At 53.6% G+C, this 21551-nt stretch carries 20 protein-coding genes; 13 read left to right on the plus strand and 7 right to left on the minus strand.

Annotated elements, in window-relative coordinates:
• Nucleotide 1 precedes the first annotated feature (1 nt).
• The 12 genes from murD to mutT all read left to right on the plus strand — a co-directional run bounded on the left by murD (nucleotide 2) and on the right by mutT (nucleotide 14373).
• Nucleotides 2-1318 (plus strand): UDP-N-acetylmuramoyl-L-alanine--D-glutamate ligase, encoded by a 1317-nt coding sequence (gene murD / locus HV127_RS12225; RefSeq protein ID WP_182236331.1) that lies wholly within the window; start codon nucleotides 2-4, stop codon nucleotides 1316-1318.
• Complete coding sequence (gene ftsW, locus HV127_RS12230) at nucleotides 1318-2568, plus strand: cell division protein FtsW (protein ID WP_110272557.1); 1251 nt, start codon at nucleotides 1318-1320, stop codon at nucleotides 2566-2568. Before murD ends, ftsW begins: the two co-directional genes overlap by 1 nt.
• Complete coding sequence (gene murG / locus HV127_RS12235) at nucleotides 2565-3635, plus strand: undecaprenyldiphospho-muramoylpentapeptide beta-N-acetylglucosaminyltransferase (RefSeq protein WP_182236332.1); 1071 nt, start codon at nucleotides 2565-2567, stop codon at nucleotides 3633-3635. The genes ftsW and murG overlap by 4 nt, the downstream gene beginning before the upstream one ends.
• A gap of 47 nt (nucleotides 3636-3682) precedes the next feature.
• Entirely contained in the window at nucleotides 3683-5158 is a 1476-nt protein-coding gene (gene murC, locus HV127_RS12240; protein WP_181483597.1) for a UDP-N-acetylmuramate--L-alanine ligase, read from the plus strand.
• On the plus strand, nucleotides 5151-6071 hold the full coding sequence (locus tag HV127_RS12245; RefSeq protein ID WP_182236333.1) for a D-alanine--D-alanine ligase: 921 nt from the start codon (nucleotides 5151-5153) through the stop codon (nucleotides 6069-6071). Before murC ends, HV127_RS12245 begins: the two co-directional genes overlap by 8 nt.
• Before the next feature lies 1 nt (nucleotide 6072).
• Nucleotides 6073-6906, plus strand: a complete 834-nt coding sequence (ftsQ, locus tag HV127_RS12250) for a cell division protein FtsQ (protein WP_110272553.1) — start codon at nucleotides 6073-6075, stop codon at nucleotides 6904-6906.
• The gene (ftsA, locus tag HV127_RS12255; protein WP_004098594.1) at nucleotides 6903-8159 is read left to right on the plus strand and encodes a cell division protein FtsA; all 1257 of its coding nucleotides are present in this window, start codon (nucleotides 6903-6905) and stop codon (nucleotides 8157-8159) included. The genes ftsQ and ftsA overlap by 4 nt, the downstream gene beginning before the upstream one ends.
• Before the next feature lie 62 nt (nucleotides 8160-8221).
• Nucleotides 8222-9373, plus strand: coding sequence for a cell division protein FtsZ (gene ftsZ / locus HV127_RS12260; protein WP_110272552.1), 1152 nt, complete (start codon nucleotides 8222-8224; stop codon nucleotides 9371-9373).
• 100 nt (nucleotides 9374-9473) lie between these two features.
• Nucleotides 9474-10391 (plus strand): UDP-3-O-acyl-N-acetylglucosamine deacetylase, encoded by a 918-nt coding sequence (gene lpxC / locus HV127_RS12265; protein WP_110272551.1) that lies wholly within the window; start codon nucleotides 9474-9476, stop codon nucleotides 10389-10391.
• Between the two features lie 252 nt (nucleotides 10392-10643).
• Nucleotides 10644-11153: a secA translation cis-regulator SecM gene (gene secM, locus HV127_RS12270; RefSeq protein ID WP_182236334.1), complete on the plus strand. Its 510-nt coding sequence runs from the start codon at nucleotides 10644-10646 to the stop codon at nucleotides 11151-11153.
• A gap of 61 nt (nucleotides 11154-11214) precedes the next feature.
• Nucleotides 11215-13920 carry a preprotein translocase subunit SecA gene (secA, locus tag HV127_RS12275; RefSeq protein ID WP_182236335.1) on the plus strand — a complete coding sequence of 902 codons (2706 nt, stop codon included), beginning with the start codon at nucleotides 11215-11217 and terminating at the stop codon, nucleotides 13918-13920.
• A gap of 60 nt (nucleotides 13921-13980) precedes the next feature.
• On the plus strand, nucleotides 13981-14373 hold the full coding sequence (gene mutT, locus HV127_RS12280) for an 8-oxo-dGTP diphosphatase MutT (protein ID WP_181483594.1): 393 nt from the start codon (nucleotides 13981-13983) through the stop codon (nucleotides 14371-14373).
• 65 nt (nucleotides 14374-14438) lie between these two features.
• Here mutT and yacG read toward each other — a convergent pair whose 3' ends face one another.
• The 3 genes from yacG to coaE are packed head-to-tail and all read right to left on the minus strand — an operon-like array spanning nucleotide 14439 to nucleotide 16006.
• On the minus strand, nucleotides 14439-14633 hold the full coding sequence (gene yacG / locus HV127_RS12285; RefSeq protein WP_112215520.1) for a DNA gyrase inhibitor YacG: 195 nt from the start codon (nucleotides 14631-14633) through the stop codon (nucleotides 14439-14441).
• 9 nt (nucleotides 14634-14642) lie between these two features.
• On the minus strand, nucleotides 14643-15386 hold the full coding sequence (gene zapD / locus HV127_RS12290) for a cell division protein ZapD (protein ID WP_182236336.1): 744 nt from the start codon (nucleotides 15384-15386) through the stop codon (nucleotides 14643-14645).
• Complete coding sequence (coaE, locus tag HV127_RS12295; protein WP_182236337.1) at nucleotides 15386-16006, minus strand: dephospho-CoA kinase; 621 nt, start codon at nucleotides 16004-16006, stop codon at nucleotides 15386-15388. Before coaE ends, zapD begins: the two co-directional genes overlap by 1 nt.
• A gap of 346 nt (nucleotides 16007-16352) precedes the next feature.
• On the opposite strand from coaE, the gene HV127_RS12300 reads away from it, so the two are divergent.
• Nucleotides 16353-17396: a GMP reductase gene (locus tag HV127_RS12300; protein WP_112215517.1), complete on the plus strand. Its 1044-nt coding sequence runs from the start codon at nucleotides 16353-16355 to the stop codon at nucleotides 17394-17396.
• Nucleotides 17397-17426: 30 nt separating this feature from the next.
• Here HV127_RS12300 and hofC read toward each other — a convergent pair whose 3' ends face one another.
• From hofC to nadC, 4 genes are all read right to left on the minus strand, one after another.
• The gene (hofC, locus tag HV127_RS12305) at nucleotides 17427-18632 is read right to left on the minus strand and encodes a protein transport protein HofC (RefSeq protein ID WP_182236339.1); all 1206 of its coding nucleotides are present in this window, start codon (nucleotides 18630-18632) and stop codon (nucleotides 17427-17429) included.
• Entirely contained in the window at nucleotides 18622-20007 is a 1386-nt protein-coding gene (gspE, locus tag HV127_RS12310) for a type II secretion system protein GspE (protein ID WP_182236341.1), read from the minus strand. Before gspE ends, hofC begins: the two co-directional genes overlap by 11 nt.
• Nucleotides 20008-20017: 10 nt before the next feature.
• Complete coding sequence (ppdD, locus tag HV127_RS12315) at nucleotides 20018-20449, minus strand: prepilin peptidase-dependent pilin (RefSeq protein WP_110272542.1); 432 nt, start codon at nucleotides 20447-20449, stop codon at nucleotides 20018-20020.
• A 182-nt stretch (nucleotides 20450-20631) separates the two neighbouring features.
• The gene (nadC, locus tag HV127_RS12320; protein WP_182236342.1) at nucleotides 20632-21525 is read right to left on the minus strand and encodes a carboxylating nicotinate-nucleotide diphosphorylase; all 894 of its coding nucleotides are present in this window, start codon (nucleotides 21523-21525) and stop codon (nucleotides 20632-20634) included.
• Nucleotides 21526-21551: the final 26 nt, after the last annotated feature.

Genomic DNA, 21551 nt, shown 5'->3' on the forward strand with positions numbered 1-21551 from the left:
CATGGCAGATTATCAGGGTAAAAAAGTCGTCATTATTGGGCTGGGTATGACCGGCCTGTCATGCGTGGACTTTTTCATGGCTCGTGGCGTCACGCCTCGGGTGATGGATACCCGCGTCGCGCCCGCTGGACTGGATAAACTGCCGGAAGCCGTTGAGCGCTATGTCGGCGGTCTGAACGATGACTGGCTGCTGACGGCCGATCTGATTGTCGCCAGCCCTGGTATTGCCCTGGCGCATCCTTCCCTGAGCGCGGCGGCTGATGCTGGTGTGGAAATTGTCGGCGATATTGAGCTGTTCTGCCGCGAAGCGCAGGCACCGATTGTCGCTATCACCGGTTCCAACGGCAAAAGCACCGTGACCTCGCTGGTTGGGGAAATGGCGAAGGCCGCGGGCGTTAACGTTGGCGTAGGGGGCAATATTGGCCTGCCAGCGCTGATGCTGCTGGATGATGAACGCGAGCTGTATGTCCTTGAACTCTCCAGCTTCCAGCTGGAAACCACCTCCAGTCTTCGGGCCGTTGCGGCGACCATTCTTAACGTCACCGAAGATCATATGGACCGTTATCCGTTGGGGCTGCAGCAGTATCGTGCTGCCAAACTGCGTATTTATGAAAATGCACAGGCCTGTATCGTCAATGCCGATGATGCCTTGACCATGCCGGTACGCGGCGCTGACGAGCGCTGCATCAGCTTCGGCGTTGACGTTGGTGACTATCACCTGAACCGCCAGCAGGGGGAAACCTGGCTGCGCGTCAAAGGCGAGAAAGTGCTTAACGTCAAAGAGATGAAGATTAGCGGCCAGCACAACTACAGTAACGCTCTGGCGGCGCTGGCGCTGGCGGATGCCGCCGGACTTCCGCGCGCCAGCTGCCTGCAAGCGCTGACGACCTTTACCGGCCTGGCGCACCGTTTTCAGGTGGCCCTGGAACATAACGGCGTGCGTTGGATTAATGATTCCAAAGCGACCAACGTTGGCAGCACCGAGGCCGCGCTCAACGGACTCCATCTTGAAGGGACGCTGTATCTGCTGTTAGGCGGCGATGGGAAATCGGCTGATTTCACACCGTTAAGTCGCTACCTGACCGGCGACAATATCCGTCTGTACTGCTTTGGCCGCGATGGGGCACAGCTGGCAGCGCTTCGCCCGGATGTTGCAGTACAAACTGAAACTATGGAACAAGCGATGCGTGAGATAGCGCCGCAGGTTGTTCCCGGCGATATGGTGCTGTTGTCGCCTGCATGTGCCAGCCTGGACCAGTTTAAGAGTTTTGAACAACGCGGCGATATCTTTGCTCGTCTGGCGAAGGAGTTAGGCTGATGCGTTTATCACTCCCGCGCCTGAAAATGCCACGGCTGAGACTGCCGGGAATGTTTATTTTCACCTGGCTGTTCGCTGCGATGAAAGGCTGGGTGATGGGGTCGCGTCAGAAAGATACCGATAGCCTGGTGATGTATGACCGGATGCTGCTGTGGCTGACCTTTGGCTTGGCCGCCATCGGTTTCATCATGGTGACTTCGGCTTCAATGCCGGTGGGGCAGCGCCTGGCCAACGATCCGTTTTTGTTCGCCAAGCGTGATGGTTTATACATCCTGCTGGCGTTAGGGCTGTCGATGGTGACGTTGCGTCTGCCGATGGAGTTCTGGCAGCGCCATAGTACCGCGATGCTGATCGCCTCTATCGTGATGCTGCTGATCGTTCTTGTCGTCGGCAGCTCGGTTAACGGGGCATCGCGCTGGATTGCGCTGGGGCCGCTGCGTATTCAGCCTGCGGAGTTTACCAAGCTGTCGCTGTTCTGTTATATCGCCAACTACCTGGTGCGCAAAGGTGACGAAGTGCGTAACAACCTGCGCGGCTTCTTAAAACCGATGGGCGTGATTTTCGTACTGGCGATTTTGCTGCTGGCGCAGCCTGACCTGGGGACCGTGGTCGTACTGTTTGTCACGACCCTGGCGATGCTGTTCCTCGCGGGAGCCAAGCTGTGGCAGTTTATCGCGATTATTGGGATGGGGATTTCGGCGGTCGTGCTGCTGATTCTCGCCGAACCGTATCGTATTCGCCGCGTGACCTCCTTCTGGAACCCGTGGGAAGATCCGTTCGGCAGTGGTTACCAGCTAACCCAGTCGCTGATGGCTTTTGGTCGCGGTGAAATGTGGGGGCAGGGCCTGGGTAACTCGGTGCAGAAACTGGAGTATTTACCCGAGGCGCATACCGATTTCATCTTCGCCATTATCGGCGAAGAACTCGGTTATATCGGTGTGGTGCTTGCGCTTTTAATGGTATTCTTCGTCGCTTTTCGCGCCATGTCTATTGGTCGTAAAGCACTGGAGATTGACCACCGTTTTTCCGGTTTTTTGGCCTGTGCTATCGGGATCTGGTTTAGCTTCCAGGCGCTGGTTAACGTTGGGGCGGCGGCGGGTATGCTGCCAACTAAAGGCCTGACGCTGCCGCTGATTAGTTACGGTGGTTCCAGTTTGCTGATTATGTCGACGGCCATCATGTTGCTGTTACGAGTTGATTACGAAACGCGTCTGGAAAAAGCCCAGGCGTTTACACGGGGTGTTCGATGAGCGGTCAGGAAAAGCGGTTAATGGTGATGGCGGGCGGTACCGGCGGGCATGTGTTCCCGGGACTGGCGGTTGCACACCATTTAATAGACCAGGGCTGGCAGGTTCGCTGGCTGGGCACCGCGGATCGTATGGAAGCGGACTTAGTGCCGAAAAACGGCATTGAGATTGATTTCATCCAGATTTCCGGCCTGCGTGGCAAGGGTTTGAAGGCGCAGCTGTTGGCGCCGGTCCGTATTTTCAACGCCTGGCGTCAGGCGCGGGCGATCATGCAGCGTTTTCAGCCGGATGTGGTGTTGGGGATGGGCGGATATGTTTCCGGTCCCGGCGGTCTGGCGGCCTGGTCGCTGGGTATTCCAGTCGTACTGCATGAGCAAAATGGGATCGCTGGCCTGACCAACAAGTGGCTGGCAAAAATTGCTAAAAAGGTGATGCAGGCGTTTCCTGGCGCTTTTCCGGATGCCGATGTTGTTGGTAACCCGGTTCGTACCGACGTCCTCGCGCTGCCGTTGCCAGAACAACGCTTAGCCGGGCGTCAGGGGCCCATTCGCGTATTAGTCGTGGGGGGCTCGCAGGGCGCGCGCGTACTGAATCAGACGATGCCGCAGGTGGCGGCGAAGCTCGGCTCTTCTGTCACCATCTGGCACCAGAGCGGTAAAGGTGGTCAGGAAACCGTGCAGCAGGCTTATACCGACGCTGGACAGCCGCAGCATAAAGTAACTGAGTTTATTGACGACATGGCGGCGGCTTATGCCTGGGCCGATGTTGTTGTGTGTCGTTCCGGCGCATTGACGGTGAGCGAAATTGCCGCCGCAGGTTTACCGGCGCTGTTTGTGCCTTTCCAGCACAAAGACAGGCAGCAGTACTGGAACGCACTTCCGCTGGAGAAAGCGGGTGCAGCGAAGATTCTCGAACAACCGCAGTTTACCGTGGATGCCGTCGCGCAAGTCCTGGCCGGTTGGGATCGCGAAACGTTGCTGGATATGGCGGAGCGAGCGCGTAGAGCCTCGATTCCGGACGCTACCGAGCGGGTAGCAGAAGAAGTCAGCGCCGCAGCACTGGCGCGCTAATCGCGGTGAATATCACCGTCCGAATAAAGAAGTTGATGGCGTAAAGAATGAATACACAAGATCTGGCAAAACTGCGTTCCATAGTGCCCGAGATGCGTCGCGTCCGGCACATTCACTTTGTTGGCATTGGCGGTGCCGGCATGGGCGGTATTGCCGAAGTTCTGGCCAACGAAGGTTATCAGATTAGCGGCTCCGACCTGGCGCCGAATCCGGTGACTCAGCAGTTGACTCAGCTTGGCGCCACCATTTATTTCAACCATCGTCCTGAAAACGTTCGCGATGCGAGCGTAGTGGTGGTTTCCAGCGCGATCTCTGCGGAGAACCCGGAGATTGTCGCTGCCCATGAAGCACGAATTCCGGTTATTCGTCGCGCGGAGATGCTGGCGGAGCTGATGCGCTTTCGCCACGGTATTGCTATCGCCGGGACGCACGGAAAAACGACGACGACAGCGATGGTTTCCAGCATTTATGCTGAAGCGGGTCTCGACCCAACCTTCGTGAACGGTGGACTGGTGAAAGCGGCGGGTGTTCATGCGCGCCTGGGACATAGCCGTTATCTGATTGCCGAAGCGGACGAAAGCGATGCCTCGTTCCTGCACTTGCAGCCGATGGTCGCCGTGGTGACCAATATCGAAGCCGATCACATGGACACCTATCATGGCGACTTCGAAAACCTGAAGCAGACGTTTATTAACTTTCTGCATAACCTGCCGTTTTACGGACGCGCAGTGATGTGCGTGGACGATCCGGTTATCCGTGAACTGCTGCCGCGCGTTGGCCGCCAGATAACCACCTACGGATTTAGCGATGATGCCGATGTTCGTATTGAAGATTATCGCCAGGTTGGTGCTCAGGGGCATTTCCGCCTGATTCGCCAGGACAAAGACGTTATTCAGGTGACGCTCAACGCGCCAGGTCGCCACAACGCGCTAAACGCAGCGGCGGCGGTGGCCGTGGCGACGGAAGAGGGCATTGAAGATGACGCTATTCTGCATGCCCTGGAAAGCTTCCAGGGCACCGGTCGTCGTTTTGATTTCCTTGGCGAATATCCATTAGCAGAAGTGAACGGCAAAAGCGGTACCGCCATGCTGATTGATGATTATGGTCATCATCCGACGGAAGTTGATGCCACGATTAAAGCCGCGCGGGCTGGCTGGCCGGATAAAAATCTGGTCATGCTGTTTCAGCCGCACCGTTTTACTCGTACACGCGATCTGTACGACGATTTCGCCAACGTTCTGACTCAGGTTGATGCCCTGCTGATGCTTGATGTTTACTCAGCTGGCGAGGCCGCTATTCCGGGGGCTGATAGCCGTTCGCTGTGCCGCACGATTCGCGGGCGTGGCAAGGTTGATCCGATTTTGGTGTCCGATCCGGCACTGGCGGCGGAGATGCTGGCTTCTGTACTGACTGGTAACGACTTGATACTGGTACAGGGTGCGGGAAATATTGGAAAAATCGCGCGTCACCTGGCTGAAATCAAACTGCAACCGCAAAAAATGCAGGAGGAGCGCCATGGCTGATAAAATCGCGGTTCTCTTCGGTGGCACCTCAGCAGAGCGTGAAGTCTCACTCAATTCAGGTTCAGCGGTGCTTGCTGGCCTGTGTGAAGCTGGCGTTGACGCGCATCCGGTAGATCCGCGCGATGTTGATATTACTCAGTTGAAAAACATGGGTTTTCAGAAAGCGTTTATTGCGTTACACGGCCGCGGTGGTGAAGATGGTACGTTGCAGGGGCTGCTTGAACTGATTCGATTGCCTTATACCGGCAGCGGTGTGATGGCTTCCGCTATCTCGATGGATAAGCTGCGTAGCAAATTGTTGTGGCAGGGAGCAGGATTACCCGTTGCACCATGGGTTGCGTTGACGCGTAAACAGTTTAACGCAGGGCTTTCCGCTGACATAGAGCAGCAGATTGCTGCCCTCGGGCTGCCGCTGATTATTAAGCCCAGTCGTGAAGGTTCCAGCGTCGGCATGTCGAAAGTGAGCGAAAGCTGCGCATTACAAAATGCATTGGCGCTGGCTTTTCAGCATGATGATGAAGTTCTGATCGAAAAATGGCTCAGTGGGCCGGAATTTACCGTCGCAATCGTTGGTGAAGAAATTTTACCGTCGATACGTATCCAGCCGGCAGGAACCTTCTATGATTATGAGGCGAAGTATCTCTCTGATGAGACGCAATATTTCTGCCCTGGTTTTGAAGATCCTGTAACTGAGTCAGAAATCCAGGCTCTGGTGCTGAAAGCCTGGAATACCCTTGGCTGTAATGGTTGGGGACGAATTGACGTGATGCTGGACAGCGATGGCCAGTTTTATCTGTTGGAAGCGAATACATCTCCTGGCATGACCAGCCATAGCCTGGTGCCGATGGCGGCTCGTCAGGCAGGGATGAGCTTCTCGCAGCTTGTTGTACGAATTCTGGACCTGGCGGGGTGATATGTCGCAGGCTGCGCTGAATACGCGGAACCACGAAGAAGAGGAAGAGTCTTCTTCGCGTAGAAGTAATGGAACTCGCCTGGCAGGCATTTTCTTCCTGCTGGCGGTGCTATGTACCGTGCTGGTCAGCGGATGGATGGTTCTGGGTTGGATGGAAGATGCACAGCGTTTACCGCTGTCAAAGATGGTGGTTACCGGCGAACGTCACTACACGCGTAATGATGATATCCGTCAGGCGATTCTGGCGTTAGGTTCACCGGGTACCTTCATGACGCAGGACGTCAACATTATTCAAAGCCAGATTGAGCGTCTGCCGTGGATTAAGCAGGCGAGCGTTAGAAAGCAGTGGCCGGACGAATTGAAGATTCATCTGGTTGAATATGTGCCGATTGCGCGCTGGAATGATCAGCATATGGTCGACGTGGAAGGAAATTCTTTCAGCGTGCCATCAGATCGCACCAGTAAACAGAATTTACCGATGTTATACGGCCCGGAAGGTAGCGAGAACGAAGTTCTTCAAGGATACCGCGACATGGGGCAGGTGCTGGCAAAGGATAAGTTCACGTTGAAAGTGGCGGCAATGACCGCGCGCCGTTCCTGGCAGTTGACGCTTAATAACGATATTAAGCTCAATCTTGGTCGGGGCGACACCATGAAACGGCTTCAGCGCTTTATGGAACTCTACCCGGTTCTTCAGCAGCAGGCGCAGACCGACGGCAAACGGATAAGCTACGTTGATTTGCGTTATGACTCGGGGGCGGCAGTCGGTTGGGTACCGGTTCCCGTAGAGGAAACTAATCAACAACAGAATCAGGCACAGGCAGAACAACAATGATCAAGGCGACGGACAGAAAACTGGTAGTTGGACTGGAGATCGGCACCGCTAAGGTTGCCGCTTTAGTAGGGGAAGTTCTGCCCGACGGTATGATTAATATCATTGGCGTGGGCAGTTGCCCATCGCGTGGTATGGATAAAGGCGGAGTGAACGACCTGGAATCCGTGGTGAAATGCGTACAGCGCGCCATTGACCAGGCCGAACTGATGGCCGATTGCCAGATCTCGTCAGTCTATCTGGCGCTTTCAGGCAAACATATCAGCTGTCAAAATGAAATTGGTATGGTGCCGATTTCTGAAGAGGAAGTGACGCAGGATGACGTCGAAAACGTAGTGCATACCGCGAAGTCGGTTCGCGTGCGCGATGAGCATCGTGTTCTGCACGTTATTCCTCAAGAATATGCGATCGACTACCAGGAAGGGATTAAAAACCCTGTCGGACTGTCTGGTGTCCGCATGCAGGCGAAAGTGCATTTGATTACCTGCCATAACGATATGGCAAAAAATATTGTCAAAGCGGTGGAACGTTGCGGTCTGAAAGTCGACCAACTGATATTCGCCGGTTTAGCCGCTAGCTATTCCGTATTAACAGAAGATGAACGTGAACTGGGCGTCTGCGTGGTGGATATCGGCGGTGGTACAATGGATATTGCCGTCTATACCGGCGGTGCGTTGCGTCATACCAAAGTGATCCCGTATGCGGGCAACGTAGTGACCAGCGATATCGCCTACGCCTTCGGTACGCCGCCGAGCGACGCTGAAGCCATTAAGGTACGTCATGGTTGCGCGCTAGGTTCCATCGTAGGTAAAGACGAGAACGTCGAAGTACCAAGCGTGGGTGGACGTCCTCCTCGTAGTCTGCAGCGTCAGACGCTGGCTGAGGTTATTGAGCCGCGATATACCGAATTGCTCAACCTGGTAAACGAAGAGATCCTGCAACTGCAGGAGCAGCTCCGCCAGCAAGGGGTGAAGCACCACCTGGCGGCAGGAATTGTATTAACCGGCGGCGCGGCGCAAATTGAAGGTCTTGCCGCCTGTGCACAGCGAGTGTTCCATACGCAGGTACGAATCGGTGCGCCGCTGAACATTACCGGATTAACGGATTATGCCCAGGAGCCGTATTACTCAACGGCGGTTGGGCTGCTGCACTACGGGAAGGAATCTCATCTCAGTGGTGAAGCCGAAGTGGAAAAACGCGTAACGGTTGGGTCGTGGATCAAACGGCTCAACAGTTGGTTGCGAAAAGAGTTTTAATTTTTTAAGAGAACGCAGAAAATTAGCGTTCTCAGGCGACAGGCACAACGGAGAGAGAAATTATGTTTGAACCTATGGAACTGACCAACGACGCGGTGATTAAAGTCATCGGCGTCGGTGGCGGCGGCGGTAACGCCGTTGAGCACATGGTGCGCGAGCGCATTGAGGGTGTTGAATTTTTTGCGGTGAACACCGACGCGCAGGCTTTGCGCAAAACAGCGGTTGGCCAGACTATTCAGATCGGTAGCGGTATTACCAAAGGTCTGGGCGCAGGCGCAAACCCGGAAGTTGGTCGTAATGCGGCGGATGAAGATCGTGAAGCGCTGCGCGCTGCACTTGACGGTGCAGACATGGTATTTATCGCAGCCGGTATGGGCGGCGGTACCGGAACCGGTGCGGCACCAGTTGTCGCTGAAGTAGCAAAAGATTTAGGTATCCTGACCGTTGCCGTCGTGACCAAGCCTTTCAATTTCGAAGGCAAGAAGCGCATGGCATTCGCTGAGCAGGGGATTACCGAGCTGTCCAAGCACGTAGACTCGCTGATCACTATCCCGAACGACAAGCTGCTGAAAGTCCTGGGCCGCGGTATCTCACTGCTTGACGCTTTTGGCGCAGCAAACGACGTGCTGAAAGGCGCGGTGCAGGGGATCGCCGAATTGATTACCCGTCCGGGTCTGATGAACGTCGACTTTGCAGACGTGCGTACCGTGATGTCTGAAATGGGCTACGCGATGATGGGCTCCGGTGTGGCGAGCGGTGAAGACCGTGCAGAAGAAGCGGCTGAAATGGCTATTTCTTCCCCGTTGCTGGAAGATATCGATCTGTCCGGCGCGCGCGGCGTACTGGTCAACATCACCGCGGGCTTCGATCTGCGTCTGGATGAGTTCGAGACCGTAGGTAACACTATTCGTGCATTTGCTTCGGATAACGCGACCGTGGTTATCGGTACTTCTCTGGACCCTGATATGAACGACGAGCTGCGCGTGACCGTTGTTGCCACTGGTATCGGTATGGACAAACGTCCAGAAATTACCCTGGTAACCAACAAACAGGTTCAGCAGCCGGTGATGGATCGCTACCAGCAGCACGGTATGTCTCCATTGAATCAAGAGCAGAAACCGGCAGCTAAAGTGGTGAACGACAATACGCCACAAACTGCAAAAGAGCCGGATTATCTGGATATTCCAGCGTTCCTGCGTAAGCAAGCCGACTAAGAATTGGCTGGAAGTTGGGCATCTGCGCTCTTTGTGCTAAACTGGCCTGCCGAATGTATTGTACACTTCGGTTGGATAGGTAACTTGGCGAGATTATACGATGATCAAACAAAGGACTCTTAAACGTATCGTTCAGGCGACTGGCGTCGGTTTGCATACCGGCAAAAAGGTCACACTGACGTTACGCCCTGCGCCGGCAAATACCGGGGTCATCTATCGTCGCACCGACTTGAATCCACCGGTTGATTTTCCGGCTGATGCCAAATCTGTGCGTGATACCATGCTCTGTACTTGCCTGGTCAACGAGCATGACGTGCGGATATCGACGGTCGAACACCTCAATGCCGCACTGGCTGGCTTAGGTATCGACAACATTGTTATTGAAGTCGATGCCCCGGAAGTCCCGATTATGGACGGTAGTGCGGCTCCGTTCGTTTATCTGTTGCTGGATGCCGGCATTGATGAATTGAACTGCGCTAAGAAATTTGTACGTATCAAAGAGACAGTTCGCGTTGAAGATGGCGATAAATGGGCTGAATTCAAACCGTATAATGGTTTTTCACTGGACTTCACCATTGATTTTAACCATCCGGCGATTGATTCCAGCAGCCAGCGCTATGCAATGAACTTCTCGGCTGATGCGTTTATGCGCCAAATTAGCCGCGCGCGTACTTTCGGTTTCATGCGTGATATCGAATATCTGCAGTCCCGTGGCCTGTGCTTGGGCGGCAGCTTCGATTGTGCCATCGTTGTTGACGATTATCGCGTACTGAACGAAGACGGTCTGCGCTTTGAAGATGAGTTTGTCCGCCATAAAATGCTGGATGCGATTGGTGACCTGTTTATGTGTGGTCACAATATCATCGGTGCATTCACGGCGTACAAATCCGGTCACGCGTTGAATAACAAACTGCTGCAGGCTGTTCTGGCAAAACAGGAAGCCTGGGAGTATGTGACTTTCGAAGACGACGCAGAAATGCCGCTGGCATTCCGTGCACCGACGTTGGTTATGGCATAAGCCTGACCATGCAGTAAATTCGACTGGTAACCTGGTACTCTCTCCGGCCAGGGAGCCAGTCGTTTTTCTTTCTGAGTTTCCAGTCCTGTATTCTGCTCCGATCTTTCTTCTGCATTTATCGTGCGTTCGCTCCTTTTTTAAACGTTTTTACCCCGCGTAAGCCTTCATTCCTGCTGCTGTGATGGCGTATTAATGTTAATATTTGGGCGCAAAATATTTCTCAGGGTTGCTACCAACATAAAGGTAATGTAAGTGAGTGGATTGCTGACGCGCTGGCGACAGTTTGGCAGACGGTATTTTTGGCCGCATCTCCTGTTGGGGATGGTCGCGGCTAGCCTTGGCCTGCCTGCGCTTAGTAATGCTCATGAGCATGAAACCGCATCACCTGCAAAAACGACATCCAGCAACCATAACCCGGCTAAAGTTAACTTCTCTCAGCTGGCACTGCTGGAATCCTCCAATCGTCGCCCCAATTTCACGGTTGATTACTGGCATCAGCACGCTATTCGCACGGTTATTCGTCACCTGTCATTTGCGATGGCACCGCAGGTGTTGCCGGTAGCCGAAGAATCTTCGCCGCTTCAGGCACAACATCTGGCCCTGCTCGACACGCTCAGCGCGCTGCTGACGCAGGAGAGCAAACCGCCAGCCATTGTCCGCCAGGTGGCATATAACCCGTCCTGGGCTCATTGTGCATTTCGTGTCTGTACCTGGATTAGCCAGGTAACGGGTATCCGCGCCGGGCCTCAACGTCTCAGCTGAAACAAAAACGAACCTTTCTATTTTTTGTGACTCCGCATCGCGGGGCGTTTGAGATTTTATTATGCTAATCAAATTATTAACTAAAGTATTCGGTAGCCGTAATGACCGTACACTGCGTCGTATGCGCAAAGCCGTCAACGTCATCAATGCCATGGAACCGTCCATGGAAAAACTTTCTGATGATGAGCTGAAGGCTAAAACCGTCGAGTTCCGTGCTCGTCTGGAAAAAGGCGAAAGCCTGGAGAGTTTGATTCCGGAAGCCTTCGCGGTGGTACGCGAAGCCAGTAAGCGTGTTTTTGGTATGCGCCACTTTGATGTCCAGCTGCTGGGCGGGATGGTGCTTAATGAGCGCTGCATCGCGGAGATGCGTACTGGTGAAGGTAAAACCCTGACCGCAACCCTGCCAGCATATCTTAATGCACTGACTGGTAAAGGCGTACACGTGGTTACCGTCAACGATTACCTGGCGCAACGTGATGCGGAAAACAACCGCCCGCTGTTTGAGTTCCTCGGGATGAGCGTGGGTATCAACATGTCTGGCCTGCCAGCTCCGGCCAAGCGCGAAGCATACGGTGCAGATATTACCTACGGCACTAACAATGAATATGGTTTTGACTATCTGCGCGACAACATGGCGTTTAGTCCTGAAGAACGCGTACAGCGCAAACTGCACTATGCGCTGGTGGATGAGGTGGACTCCATCCTGATTGATGAAGCGCGTACCCCACTTATCATTTCTGGCCCGGCTGAAGACAGCTCCGAAATGTATAAGAAAGTGAACAAAATCATCCCGCATCTGGTACGTCAGGAGAAAGAAGATTCTGAGACCTTTACCGGTGAAGGTCACTTCTCTGTCGATGAGAAAGCGCGTCAGGTTAACCTGACTGAACGCGGTCTGGTGTTGATTGAAGAGCTGCTGGTTAACGAAGGCATCATGGATGAAGGTGAGTCTCTTTACTCACCGACTAACATCATGCTGATGCATCACGTTACCGCCGCGCTGCGTGCTCATGTACTGTTCACGCGTGACGTTGACTACATCGTTAAAGATGGCGAAGTTATCATCGTCGACGAACATACCGGTCGTACTATGCAAGGTCGTCGCTGGTCAGATGGCCTGCACCAGGCCGTTGAAGCGAAAGAAGGTGTTGATATCCAGAACGAAAACCAGACGCTGGCCTCCATCACCTTCCAGAACTATTTCCGTCTGTATGAGAAACTGGCGGGGATGACCGGTACTGCCGATACCGAAGCCTTTGAATTTAGCTCGATCTACAAACTGGATACCGTTGTGGTTCCGACCAACCGTCCGATGATTCGTAAAGATATGGCGGACCTGGTCTATATGACCGAAGCGGAAAAAATTCAGGCCATTATTGAAGACATCAAAGAGCGTACTGCCGCGGGTCAGCCGGTCCTGGTGGGGACTATTTCTATTGAAAAATCAGAAGTAGTCTCCAATGAGTTGACGAAAGCAGGTATCAAGCACAACGTGCTGAACGCCAAGTTCCATGCCAGCGAAGCAGACATCGTCGCCCAGGCGGGTTATCCGGCTGCGGTGACCATCGCGACCAACATGGCTGGTCGTGGTACCGATATTATGCTCGGCGGTAGCTGGCAGGCTGAAGTCGCAGCCCTGGAAGATCCTACCGAAGAGCAAGTTGCTCAGATTAAAGCTGACTGGCAGATTCGTCACGATGCGGTATTGGCTGCAGGTGGCCTGCATATTATCGGTACCGAGCGCCACGAATCTCGCCGTATTGATAACCAGCTCCGTGGCCGTTCAGGTCGTCAAGGGGATGCCGGTTCTTCCCGTTTCTATCTGTCAATGGAAGATGCGCTGATGCGTATTTTTGCCTCTGACCGTGTGTCGGGAATGATGCGTAAATTGGGCATGAAGCCTGGAGAAGCGATTGAGCACCCTTGGGTGACCAAGGCGATTGCCAATGCTCAGCGTAAAGTGGAAAGCCGTAACTTTGATATTCGTAAGCAACTGCTGGAATATGATGATGTTGCTAACGACCAGCGTCGCGCAATCTACAGCCAGCGTAACGAGCTGTTGGATGTGTCTGATGTGAGCGAAACTATTAACAGCATCCGCGAAGACGTTTTCAAAGTGACTATTGATGCGCACATTCCGCCGCAGTCACTGGAGGAAATGTGGGATGTTGAAGGCTTGCAGGAACGTCTGAAAAACGACTTCGATCTCGACATGCCAATCAAAGAGTGGCTGGATAAAGAGCCGGAGCTGCATGAAGAAACCCTGCGCGAGCGTATTCTGCAGAGCGCCATCGAAACTTATCAGCGTAAGGAAGAGGTTGTTGGCGCTGAGATGATGCGTCACTTCGAGAAAGGCGTCATGCTGCAGACTCTGGACTCCCTTTGGAAAGAGCATCTGGCGGCAATGGACTACCTGCGTCAGGGTATCCACCTGCGCGGCTATGCGCAGAAAGATCCGAAGCAGGAATATAAGCGTGAATCCTTCTCAATGTTCGCTTCTATGCTGGAATCGCTGAAATATGAAGTGATTAGCACGTTGAGCAAGGTCCAGGTGCGGATGCCGGAAGAGGTTGAGGCGATGGAACAGCAGCGTCGTGAAGAGGCTGAACGTCTCGCGCAGATGCAGCAGCTTAGTCATCAGGATGATGACACCGCCGCCGCTGCCGCACTGGCAGAGCAAACTGGCGATCGCAAAGTGGGCCGTAACGATCCTTGCCCATGCGGTTCTGGGAAAAAATTCAAGCAGTGCCACGGTCGCCTGAGCTAAGCTCTACAACATTAAACATAAAGGCGCAGATATCTGCGCCTTTTTTATGGAATGAATACAATGAAGAAACTGCAAATCTCAGTCGGTATCATCCGCAATCCGCAAGGCGAAATTTTTATAACACAGCGGTCTGCTGATGCACATATGGCGAATAAACTTGAATTTCCCGGTGGAAAAATTGAAGAAGGTGAGTCGTCAGAGCAGGCATTAGTTCGTGAATTGCAGGAAGAAGTGGGCATTACGGTTAAATCGTGCCGACTGTTCGATAAGCTGGAATATCAGTTTCCTGACCGCCATATCACGCTGTGGTTCTGGCTGGTAGATGTCTGGGAAGGTGAACCGTGGGGGAAAGAGGGACAACCTGGCCGTTGGATGGCGCAGAATGCGCTGAATGCTGAGGATTTCCCTCCCGCAAATGAGCCTGTGATTGCAAAATTAGTTCAAAACTCGTGAGCCATTATTCGGTAAATTATGGCGGGAGCGCTATGCTTGCCCGCCTTAAGAAAAAACCAGACGACTTACTCTTTCTCTTCGCTCCAGCCATCGCTGTCTGATAGATCGCTACTGCTTGGGATGCGTTTTTCTTCTGCTGCCCATTCGCCTAAATCAATAAGCTGGCAGCGCTTGGAGCAAAAAGGGCGATACGGGCTCTGTTCATTCCAGACCACAATTTTGCTACAGGTTGGGCAATTGACGGTTATCTCTTCTGACATATTTTCTCCTTAACAACAGGCCAGTTCAAAATCAAAACGCTCTGGCACGATGCCATGCTCGCTGTCCAGCGGCAAAAAGCGGATAGCAAAACGGCTCTTATGACCGGATATTTGCGGGTACAGCTGGCTGGCAAGATCCAAACGCAGGCGTAACAGATCGGCATCCTCGCCGTTATCCTGATAAAAACCGTTCAGGCTGGTCTGCTTGCGAAAGGCGGCTGAGTTGCGGATCAGATCGAGAATGAGCACCAGCGATTGTGACAGAGGGTCGAGGCTGGACAGCCACTTGCCAACCTGTTCATCGCGATATTCCTGGGGCATATGCAACCAGATATGTAGCGTTGGGAGATCAAAGCTGCAGCAACCGCCAGGGATACTTAAGCGTTGACGTACCAGCCCGACCAGGCGATCTTCGCGCAGATATTGACCAATGCGAGGGGCTGAGATCAGCATGCTGGATAACTGCTTCAACTGCTGGCGCAGCGTATTGATACGTTCCTGATCGACACCAGGGACTTCTGCCCAGGATTGTAATTTCCGCTGTTGGCGTTCCAGCTCTTTCATCAGATCGGTACGGACTTCGCCACGTTCAAGGACATCTAAGAGATCGCCGATATTACGGAAAAAATGAAGCGCATCCGCATGGCTGGTGATAGTTGGGTATACGGATAGCTGCTGAAGCAAAAACTCAATACGCAGCCAGGTGCGCATTTTTTCATTGAGCGGATGTTCAAATAGAACAGGGGTATGCATTACGTTTTTTCCTGTGAGGCGGCCTGCAATGCCAGCGTTTGATACTTTTTATGCAGGCGGGCGACATCTGCTGCAATAGCCGCAGGTGGACCCATATTTTCAATAACATCATCCGCAACGGCAAGGCGCTGCTCGCGCGTGGCCTGAGCGGCGAGAATATGTTCCGCATGTTGGCGGCTGACCCGATCGCGGAGCATCGTGCGCTCTATTTGCGTCTCTTTTGGCACATCGACAACCAGTACGCGATCGGCTTTGGCGAACAAACGATTTTCGACCAGTAATGGTACGACCCAGAGAATATAAGACGAGGTTGCAAGCTGCATCTGTCGACGCGTTTCCTGCTGAATTTGGGGGTGCAACAGCGCGTTAAGCCAGGTTTTATCCTTAGCATGAGCAAAGATGTGTTCACGCAGAGCGCGACGGTTCAGCGTTCCGTCTACGTTGAGTATCTGCTGGCCGAAGCGTTCAGCGATAGCATCAAGCGCCGGGGTTCCGGGCTCTACAACCTGACGTGCGATAACATCGGCATCGATAACGTTAACTCCAAGATGTGCAAATGCATCGGCTACGGTACTTTTACCACTGCCGATGCCGCCCGTTAACGCTACCGTGTACTTCATAGGCTTCAATCCTGAAACTGACAACATGCACATTTTTCTTTGAGACAGTCCGCTATTCACGGGAGACTACACTGTGGTGGCGGTTTTTATCGGTTGGTTGTCAAACCGATAAATTGCTTTCACAACGCATTCTTGTTTTTTTGTACATGTAAATCAATTGGTTAAAAATGATACGTTGATGATTGAGTGTTGCAAAATCACTTTTGGCTATTCACCAGGTAAATTTATACGATTGTAGCGTAAAAAAAGTGAAAATCGCAGTCTTGCGCGGTCATGATTCGTGCGTATGATAACGTCACTGGAGTTGTGCTCTCACAATAATGCAATTAACCCCAGGAATTCGCACATGCGTATTGAAGAAGATTTGAAGCTTGGTTTTAAAGACGTTCTTATCCGCCCGAAACGTTCTACCCTCAAAAGCCGTTCTGATGTACAGCTGGAACGTGAATTCACCTTCAAACACTCTGGCCAGACCTGGTCCGGTGTGCCAATCATTGCGGCCAATATGGATACTGTCGGCACCTTTGCTATGGCTAAAGCTCTGGCCTCCTTTGGCGTTCTGACTGCAGTCCATAAGCATTACAGCGTTGAGCAGTGGCAGGCGTTTGTACAGGGCGAATCCGCAGATATAGTGAAACACGTCATGGTCTCGACCGGCACTTCCAATGCAGACTTTGAAAAAACCCAACAGATCCTGACCCAGAATCCGCAGCTTAGCTTCGTGTGTATTGACGTCGCAAATGGTTACTCCGAACACTTTGTGCAGTTTGTTGCCAAAGCCCGCGAAGCCTGGCCGCAAAAAACCATTATTGCGGGTAACGTTGTTACCGGTGAAATGTGTGAAGAATTGGTTCTTTCTGGCGCTGATATTGTGAAAGTCGGTATCGGCCCGGGCTCTGTGTGTACTACCCGTGTGAAAACCGGCGTGGGCTACCCTCAGCTTTCCGCTGTTATCGAATGTGCCGATGCGGCACATGGCCTGGGCGGGCAGATCATTAGTGATGGTGGCTGTACCATGCCTGGCGATGTGGCTAAGGCATTCGGCGGTGGTGCTGATTTCGTGATGCTGGGCGGTATGCTGGCAGGTCACGAAGAGAGCGGCGGTACCGTAGTTGAAGAAAATGGTGAAAAATTCATGCTGTTTTACGGTATGAGCTCTGAATCAGCAATGACCCGTCACGTTGGCGGCGTCGCTCAGTATCGTGCAGCAGAAGGTAAAACTGTTAAGCTGCCTCTGCGCGGTCCGGTTGAAAATACCGCGCGTGATATCCTCGGCGGCCTGCGTTCAGCGTGTACCTATGTGGGTGCTTCACGCCTGAAGGAACTGACCAAGCGTACTACCTTCATTCGCGTACAGGAACAAGAGAACCGCGTGTTCAATAGCCTGTAATGCCTCTCGCTGGCGCATTCGCGCCAGCGTTTATCCGCCCATCCCGCTAATGGCATCACCCAGATGAAAAATGGGTAAGTACATTGCCACAACCAGCACCCCGACAATCGCTCCAGTTATCACCAGAATCATAGGTTCAAGTAGGGTTGCCAGGTTATCTGCCTGCTGATGCGTTTGCTCACTATGATGGCGAGCCAGATTCTCCAGCATAGTATCCAACGAGCCTGAAGCTTCACCGGTACGAATGAGTTGTAGACAGAGCGGTGTAAAACCTCCGCTATGAGTCAGCGCCTGCCAGATGGGTTCTCCATGGGTAATTTGCAGACCGACCTGCTGGAGCCTTTGTCGCCATAACGGGCAGCTTAGGGTTTCCTCCACGCTTTGCAGGCCCTGTAAGAAGCTGATACCCGCGCTTTGCGTTAACGCAAGTACGGTGAAAATCTGGCTAAGCCGTTGCCCACTCAGCAATTTACCAAATACTGGCAGCGCGTGGAGTAGCTTTTGGCGATGCAGCAACCAGCCTGGTCTCTGGCGAATCAGCCGATTAATAATTGCAGGTAAAACGACCAGTACTGCCAGAACAGGCCAATAGTGAGTTAACCCATCGCCGACGCTCATCACCGCTCGGGTCAGTAATGGTAGCGGAGTATTGAAGGTTCGATAGATAGCGGCGAACTCCGGTAAGACGAAGCACAGCATCCCCATGACCACCAGCAGCGCCAGGGATAAAATAATAATCGGATAGCGCAGCGCTTTTTTCACTTTCTCGCTAAGACGCAGCTGTTCTCGCTGCTGAAGGGCTAACTGTGTGCAGCAAAGCTCCAGCTTGCCGGTGAGCTCACCGGTACGGATCATGGCCAAATAGAGTGGGGGAAATACTTCAGGCCATTTCTCCAGGGCAGCCGAAAGTGAAATGCCTTGCGCCAGGTCATCAGCCAACGTTTGCAGCAGGGCCTGCCATTGTGCGTTGGGTTGCTGTTGCGCCAGCAGTTCCAGCCCCTCCGCCAGTGGGAGGCCAGCTTGCAGTAGCGCGGCTAGCTGGCGGATGATTTCACCGCTGTGGCGTGGATGCCACAGTGAATTTTGCACGCTACAGCGGCGCAGCGTCAGTGGGATGATTCGCTCCTGTTGCAACATCTGCAATGCCAGCGGGCGATTCTCTTTCCAAAGCGTGCCCTGGCAGGGGACGCCCTGAACATCGATACCACGCCAGCGCCACAGCCGCTTAGTCGCCATGCGGGATCCCCAGAACGCGAACCACCTCTTCGAGGCTGGTCAGTCCTCGTTCCACGGCCAGACAGCCGCTCTCAAACAGCGTCATCATTCCCGCTTCTCGCGCCAGGGATTCGATTTCAGTAGCGCTAAGCTCCTGAGTGATGGCTTGCCGTAGCGCGGTGTTAACGGGTAAAAGCTCAAATAGCGCCAGTCGCCCGTAGTAGCCGTGATAACAGTGCTGGCAGCCCGGAGCCTGCCAGCGAGGAAGCGCTCGTGGCCACAGGCTATGCGGGACATCGGCCGAGCTGCCGGTTTCCCGGCGACAGTGTGGGCACAACCTGCGCACAAGGCGTTGAGCAACAACCAGCGAGAGTGCTGATGAGATCATCCAGCGAGCGACGCCCATTTGCTGCAGGCGCACCAGGGTTTCGCTGGTCGAATTAGTGTGTAAGGTAGAGAGGACCAGGTGTCCGGTTTGCGCCGCTTTTATCGCAATTTCAGCCGTTTCCGCATCGCGTATTTCGCCCACCATCACGATGTCGGGGTCCTGACGCAGCAGGGCGCGCAGTACGCTATGGAAGGTTAGCCCGGCACGGGGATTAATCTGCGTCTGATTCATCCCCACAATCGGAATCTCCAGCGGATCTTCCACGCTACAGATGTTTACCTCATCGCGATTTCTCGCCTGCAGCGCGCTATATAAGGTGACGGTTTTTCCGCTTCCCGTTGGGCCTGTGACCAACAGCAGACCCTGCGGTTGGTTAAGCGCCGAGCGAAAGTCAGCAAGCTGTTGAGAGGAGAGCCCTAGCGCTTCGAGATCCAGAGCTTGTTCGACCTGGTGTAATAAACGCAGAACGATTTTCTCTCCGCCGCGGCAGGGAAGCGTAGCGATACGAAAAGAGACCGGGCGATCGGCAAGCGTAAGAGTAAACTGACCGTCCTGCGGTAAACGGTGCTCGGCGATATCCAGATTACTCAACACTTTCAGCCGGGCCGTAATCGGTGCGGCAAGCTCCGGGGCCAGAGGCGAAAGCGGGTGCAGCACGCCGTCTACCCGCAGGCGAATTCTCAGGTGGTTTTCGCCGGGTTCGATATGAATATCGGACGCGCGTTGACGTAGGGCTTGTTCCAGGATGTGATTAACCTGTTCAACTACGCTTGCCGAGGCTTCATTATGCATTGGGGCTACCGCTATCCCTGGTGTCTGTAGCCGTTTGTCCATCCGGTCCTGACTCCAGCACTCAATATCGATTCGTTTCTGGGTCGCGAAGCGTAGTGCTTCCATAAGCCCTGGTGCTGGCGCATCTACAACGGCGATGGCAATAGTGTGTGCATCGCTATTGAGCAGTAATGCCTGGTAGCGCTGGCACAGAGGTATCAATTGTTCAGTTTTCATTGCCTCACCCTCAGTTAAAACGGAATACGTCTTCGCAGGCTTGCTTAAGCGCGCTGTCGCCGGTAATGCTGCAAACGCGCTGCCAGCCGGTGATGCCGTTAGCGTTATCCCAGCTTGGTGTCATCGTGACGCTTAAGCCATTGAGGCTTTCCTGGCCGGTGAGCGTGACAACGCCGGTGGCGACACTCATTGCCGAGACGTAACGCGTGGTAGCGGGTGAGGGGATGCCATTGCTGCCGCCATCACAGGTTGTTAATCCTCCGTGCTCTAGCGCGCAAAGCTCAATGGCGGTGCGAAAAGGTACAAATGTTTGCAGCATGTCGGTGAGAGCCGCTTTTCGCAGGTAGTTCTGGTAAGCAGGAATGCCGATAGCGCTGAGAATTGCGATGATCCCAATGACCACCATCAGTTCAATAAGGGTAAAGCCACGTTGTTTATCCATAAGTTGCTCCTTGTTGTTTTCGGGAGCACTTTGCCAGGCTTTAATACGCTGTGCGAGTCGCTGATCGCGCCTAAGGAAGCAAGGTTCCAGGCTTTTTTTGCGGGTTGCATTGAGGGATTATCGGTGTGCGAGTCGGCTCGCAAAAAGAGCCCCGGTGCAGGATATCAACCGGGGCAGGACAGTTAGCGGAAACGCATTGAGAGATCGAGCGCGCGAACGTGCTTGGTTAGTGCGCCAACGGAGATGTAATCGACGCCGGTTTCGGCAAATTCACGGATAGTATCGAAGGTGACGTTGCCGGAAACCTCCAGCGCCGCCTGACCATTGGTGCGTTTCACTGCTTCACGCATCAGGTCGGTGGTGAAGTTGTCGAGCATAATGATGTCAGCCCCCGCTTTCAGCGCTTCTTCAAGCTCCTCAAGGGTTTCAACTTCAACTTCTACCGGCACATCAGGATGCAGCCAAAACGCTTTTTCTACCGCCTGGCGCACTGAGCCGGAAGCGATAATATGGTTCTCTTTGATCAGAAAGGCATCGGACAGACCCAGGCGGTGGTTCGCTCCGCCTCCGCACAGGACCGCATACTTCAGCGCCGTGCGCAGACCAGGCAACGTCTTACGCGTATCGAGAAGTTGGGTTTTGGTTCCAGCAAGCAGGTCGACATAGCGGTGGACTTCGCTTGCCACCCCGGATAATGTCTGCACGAAATTGAGCGCGGTGCGCTCGCCGGTTAACAGAACACGGGAGGGGCCATCCAGTTCAAACAGCGGCTGATCTGCCTTAACCGCGTCGCCATCGGCAACATGCCAGGTGAGGTTGACATCATCTCCGGCGAGCTGAATAAAGACCTCTTCTACCCAGCGTTTACCGCAAAATATGCCGTCTTCACGAGTGATTACCACTGCATGCGAGCGCGCGTCTTGCGGCAACAATTGTGCGCTAATGTCGTTATTAGCATCTACTTCACCGCCCAGATCTTCACGCAGGGATTGGGCGACGGCGTCAGTAATATCATGATTAACACGTTCCAGCAGCGCGTCACGGCGGCGGTCGGGATTGTAGCGACGAGGCGACATGATAAAGCTCCAGATAGATAGGATTC

The sequence above is a fragment of the Klebsiella sp. RHBSTW-00215 genome (genome assembly GCF_014103785.1).
In the GTDB taxonomy this organism is placed as follows: Bacteria; Pseudomonadota; Gammaproteobacteria; order Enterobacterales; family Enterobacteriaceae; genus Klebsiella.

What these genes read in the sequence shown, in the direction of transcription:
- murD (WP_182236331.1), top strand. Translation starts at nt 2, where the DNA reads ATGGCAGATTATCAGGGTAAAAAAGTCGTCATTATTGGGCTGGGTATG.
- ftsW (WP_110272557.1), top strand. Translation starts at nt 1,318, where the DNA reads ATGCGTTTATCACTCCCGCGCCTGAAAATGCCACGGCTGAGACTGCCG.
- murG (WP_182236332.1), top strand. Translation starts at nt 2,565, where the DNA reads ATGAGCGGTCAGGAAAAGCGGTTAATGGTGATGGCGGGCGGTACCGGC.
- murC (WP_181483597.1), top strand. Translation starts at nt 3,683, where the DNA reads ATGAATACACAAGATCTGGCAAAACTGCGTTCCATAGTGCCCGAGATG.
- HV127_RS12245 (WP_182236333.1), top strand. Translation starts at nt 5,151, where the DNA reads ATGGCTGATAAAATCGCGGTTCTCTTCGGTGGCACCTCAGCAGAGCGT.
- ftsQ (WP_110272553.1), top strand. Translation starts at nt 6,073, where the DNA reads ATGTCGCAGGCTGCGCTGAATACGCGGAACCACGAAGAAGAGGAAGAG.
- ftsA (WP_004098594.1), top strand. Translation starts at nt 6,903, where the DNA reads ATGATCAAGGCGACGGACAGAAAACTGGTAGTTGGACTGGAGATCGGC.
- ftsZ (WP_110272552.1), top strand. Translation starts at nt 8,222, where the DNA reads ATGTTTGAACCTATGGAACTGACCAACGACGCGGTGATTAAAGTCATC.
- lpxC (WP_110272551.1), top strand. Translation starts at nt 9,474, where the DNA reads ATGATCAAACAAAGGACTCTTAAACGTATCGTTCAGGCGACTGGCGTC.
- secA (WP_182236335.1), top strand. Translation starts at nt 11,215, where the DNA reads ATGCTAATCAAATTATTAACTAAAGTATTCGGTAGCCGTAATGACCGT.
- mutT (WP_181483594.1), top strand. Translation starts at nt 13,981, where the DNA reads ATGAAGAAACTGCAAATCTCAGTCGGTATCATCCGCAATCCGCAAGGC.
- yacG (WP_112215520.1), bottom strand. Translation starts at nt 14,633, where the DNA reads ATGTCAGAAGAGATAACCGTCAATTGCCCAACCTGTAGCAAAATTGTG.
- zapD (WP_182236336.1), bottom strand. Translation starts at nt 15,386, where the DNA reads ATGCATACCCCTGTTCTATTTGAACATCCGCTCAATGAAAAAATGCGC.
- coaE (WP_182236337.1), bottom strand. Translation starts at nt 16,006, where the DNA reads ATGAAGTACACGGTAGCGTTAACGGGCGGCATCGGCAGTGGTAAAAGT.
- HV127_RS12300 (WP_112215517.1), top strand. Translation starts at nt 16,353, where the DNA reads ATGCGTATTGAAGAAGATTTGAAGCTTGGTTTTAAAGACGTTCTTATC.
- hofC (WP_182236339.1), bottom strand. Translation starts at nt 18,632, where the DNA reads ATGGCGACTAAGCGGCTGTGGCGCTGGCGTGGTATCGATGTTCAGGGC.
- gspE (WP_182236341.1), bottom strand. Translation starts at nt 20,007, where the DNA reads ATGAAAACTGAACAATTGATACCTCTGTGCCAGCGCTACCAGGCATTA.
- ppdD (WP_110272542.1), bottom strand. Translation starts at nt 20,449, where the DNA reads ATGGATAAACAACGTGGCTTTACCCTTATTGAACTGATGGTGGTCATT.
- nadC (WP_182236342.1), bottom strand. Translation starts at nt 21,525, where the DNA reads ATGTCGCCTCGTCGCTACAATCCCGACCGCCGCCGTGACGCGCTGCTG.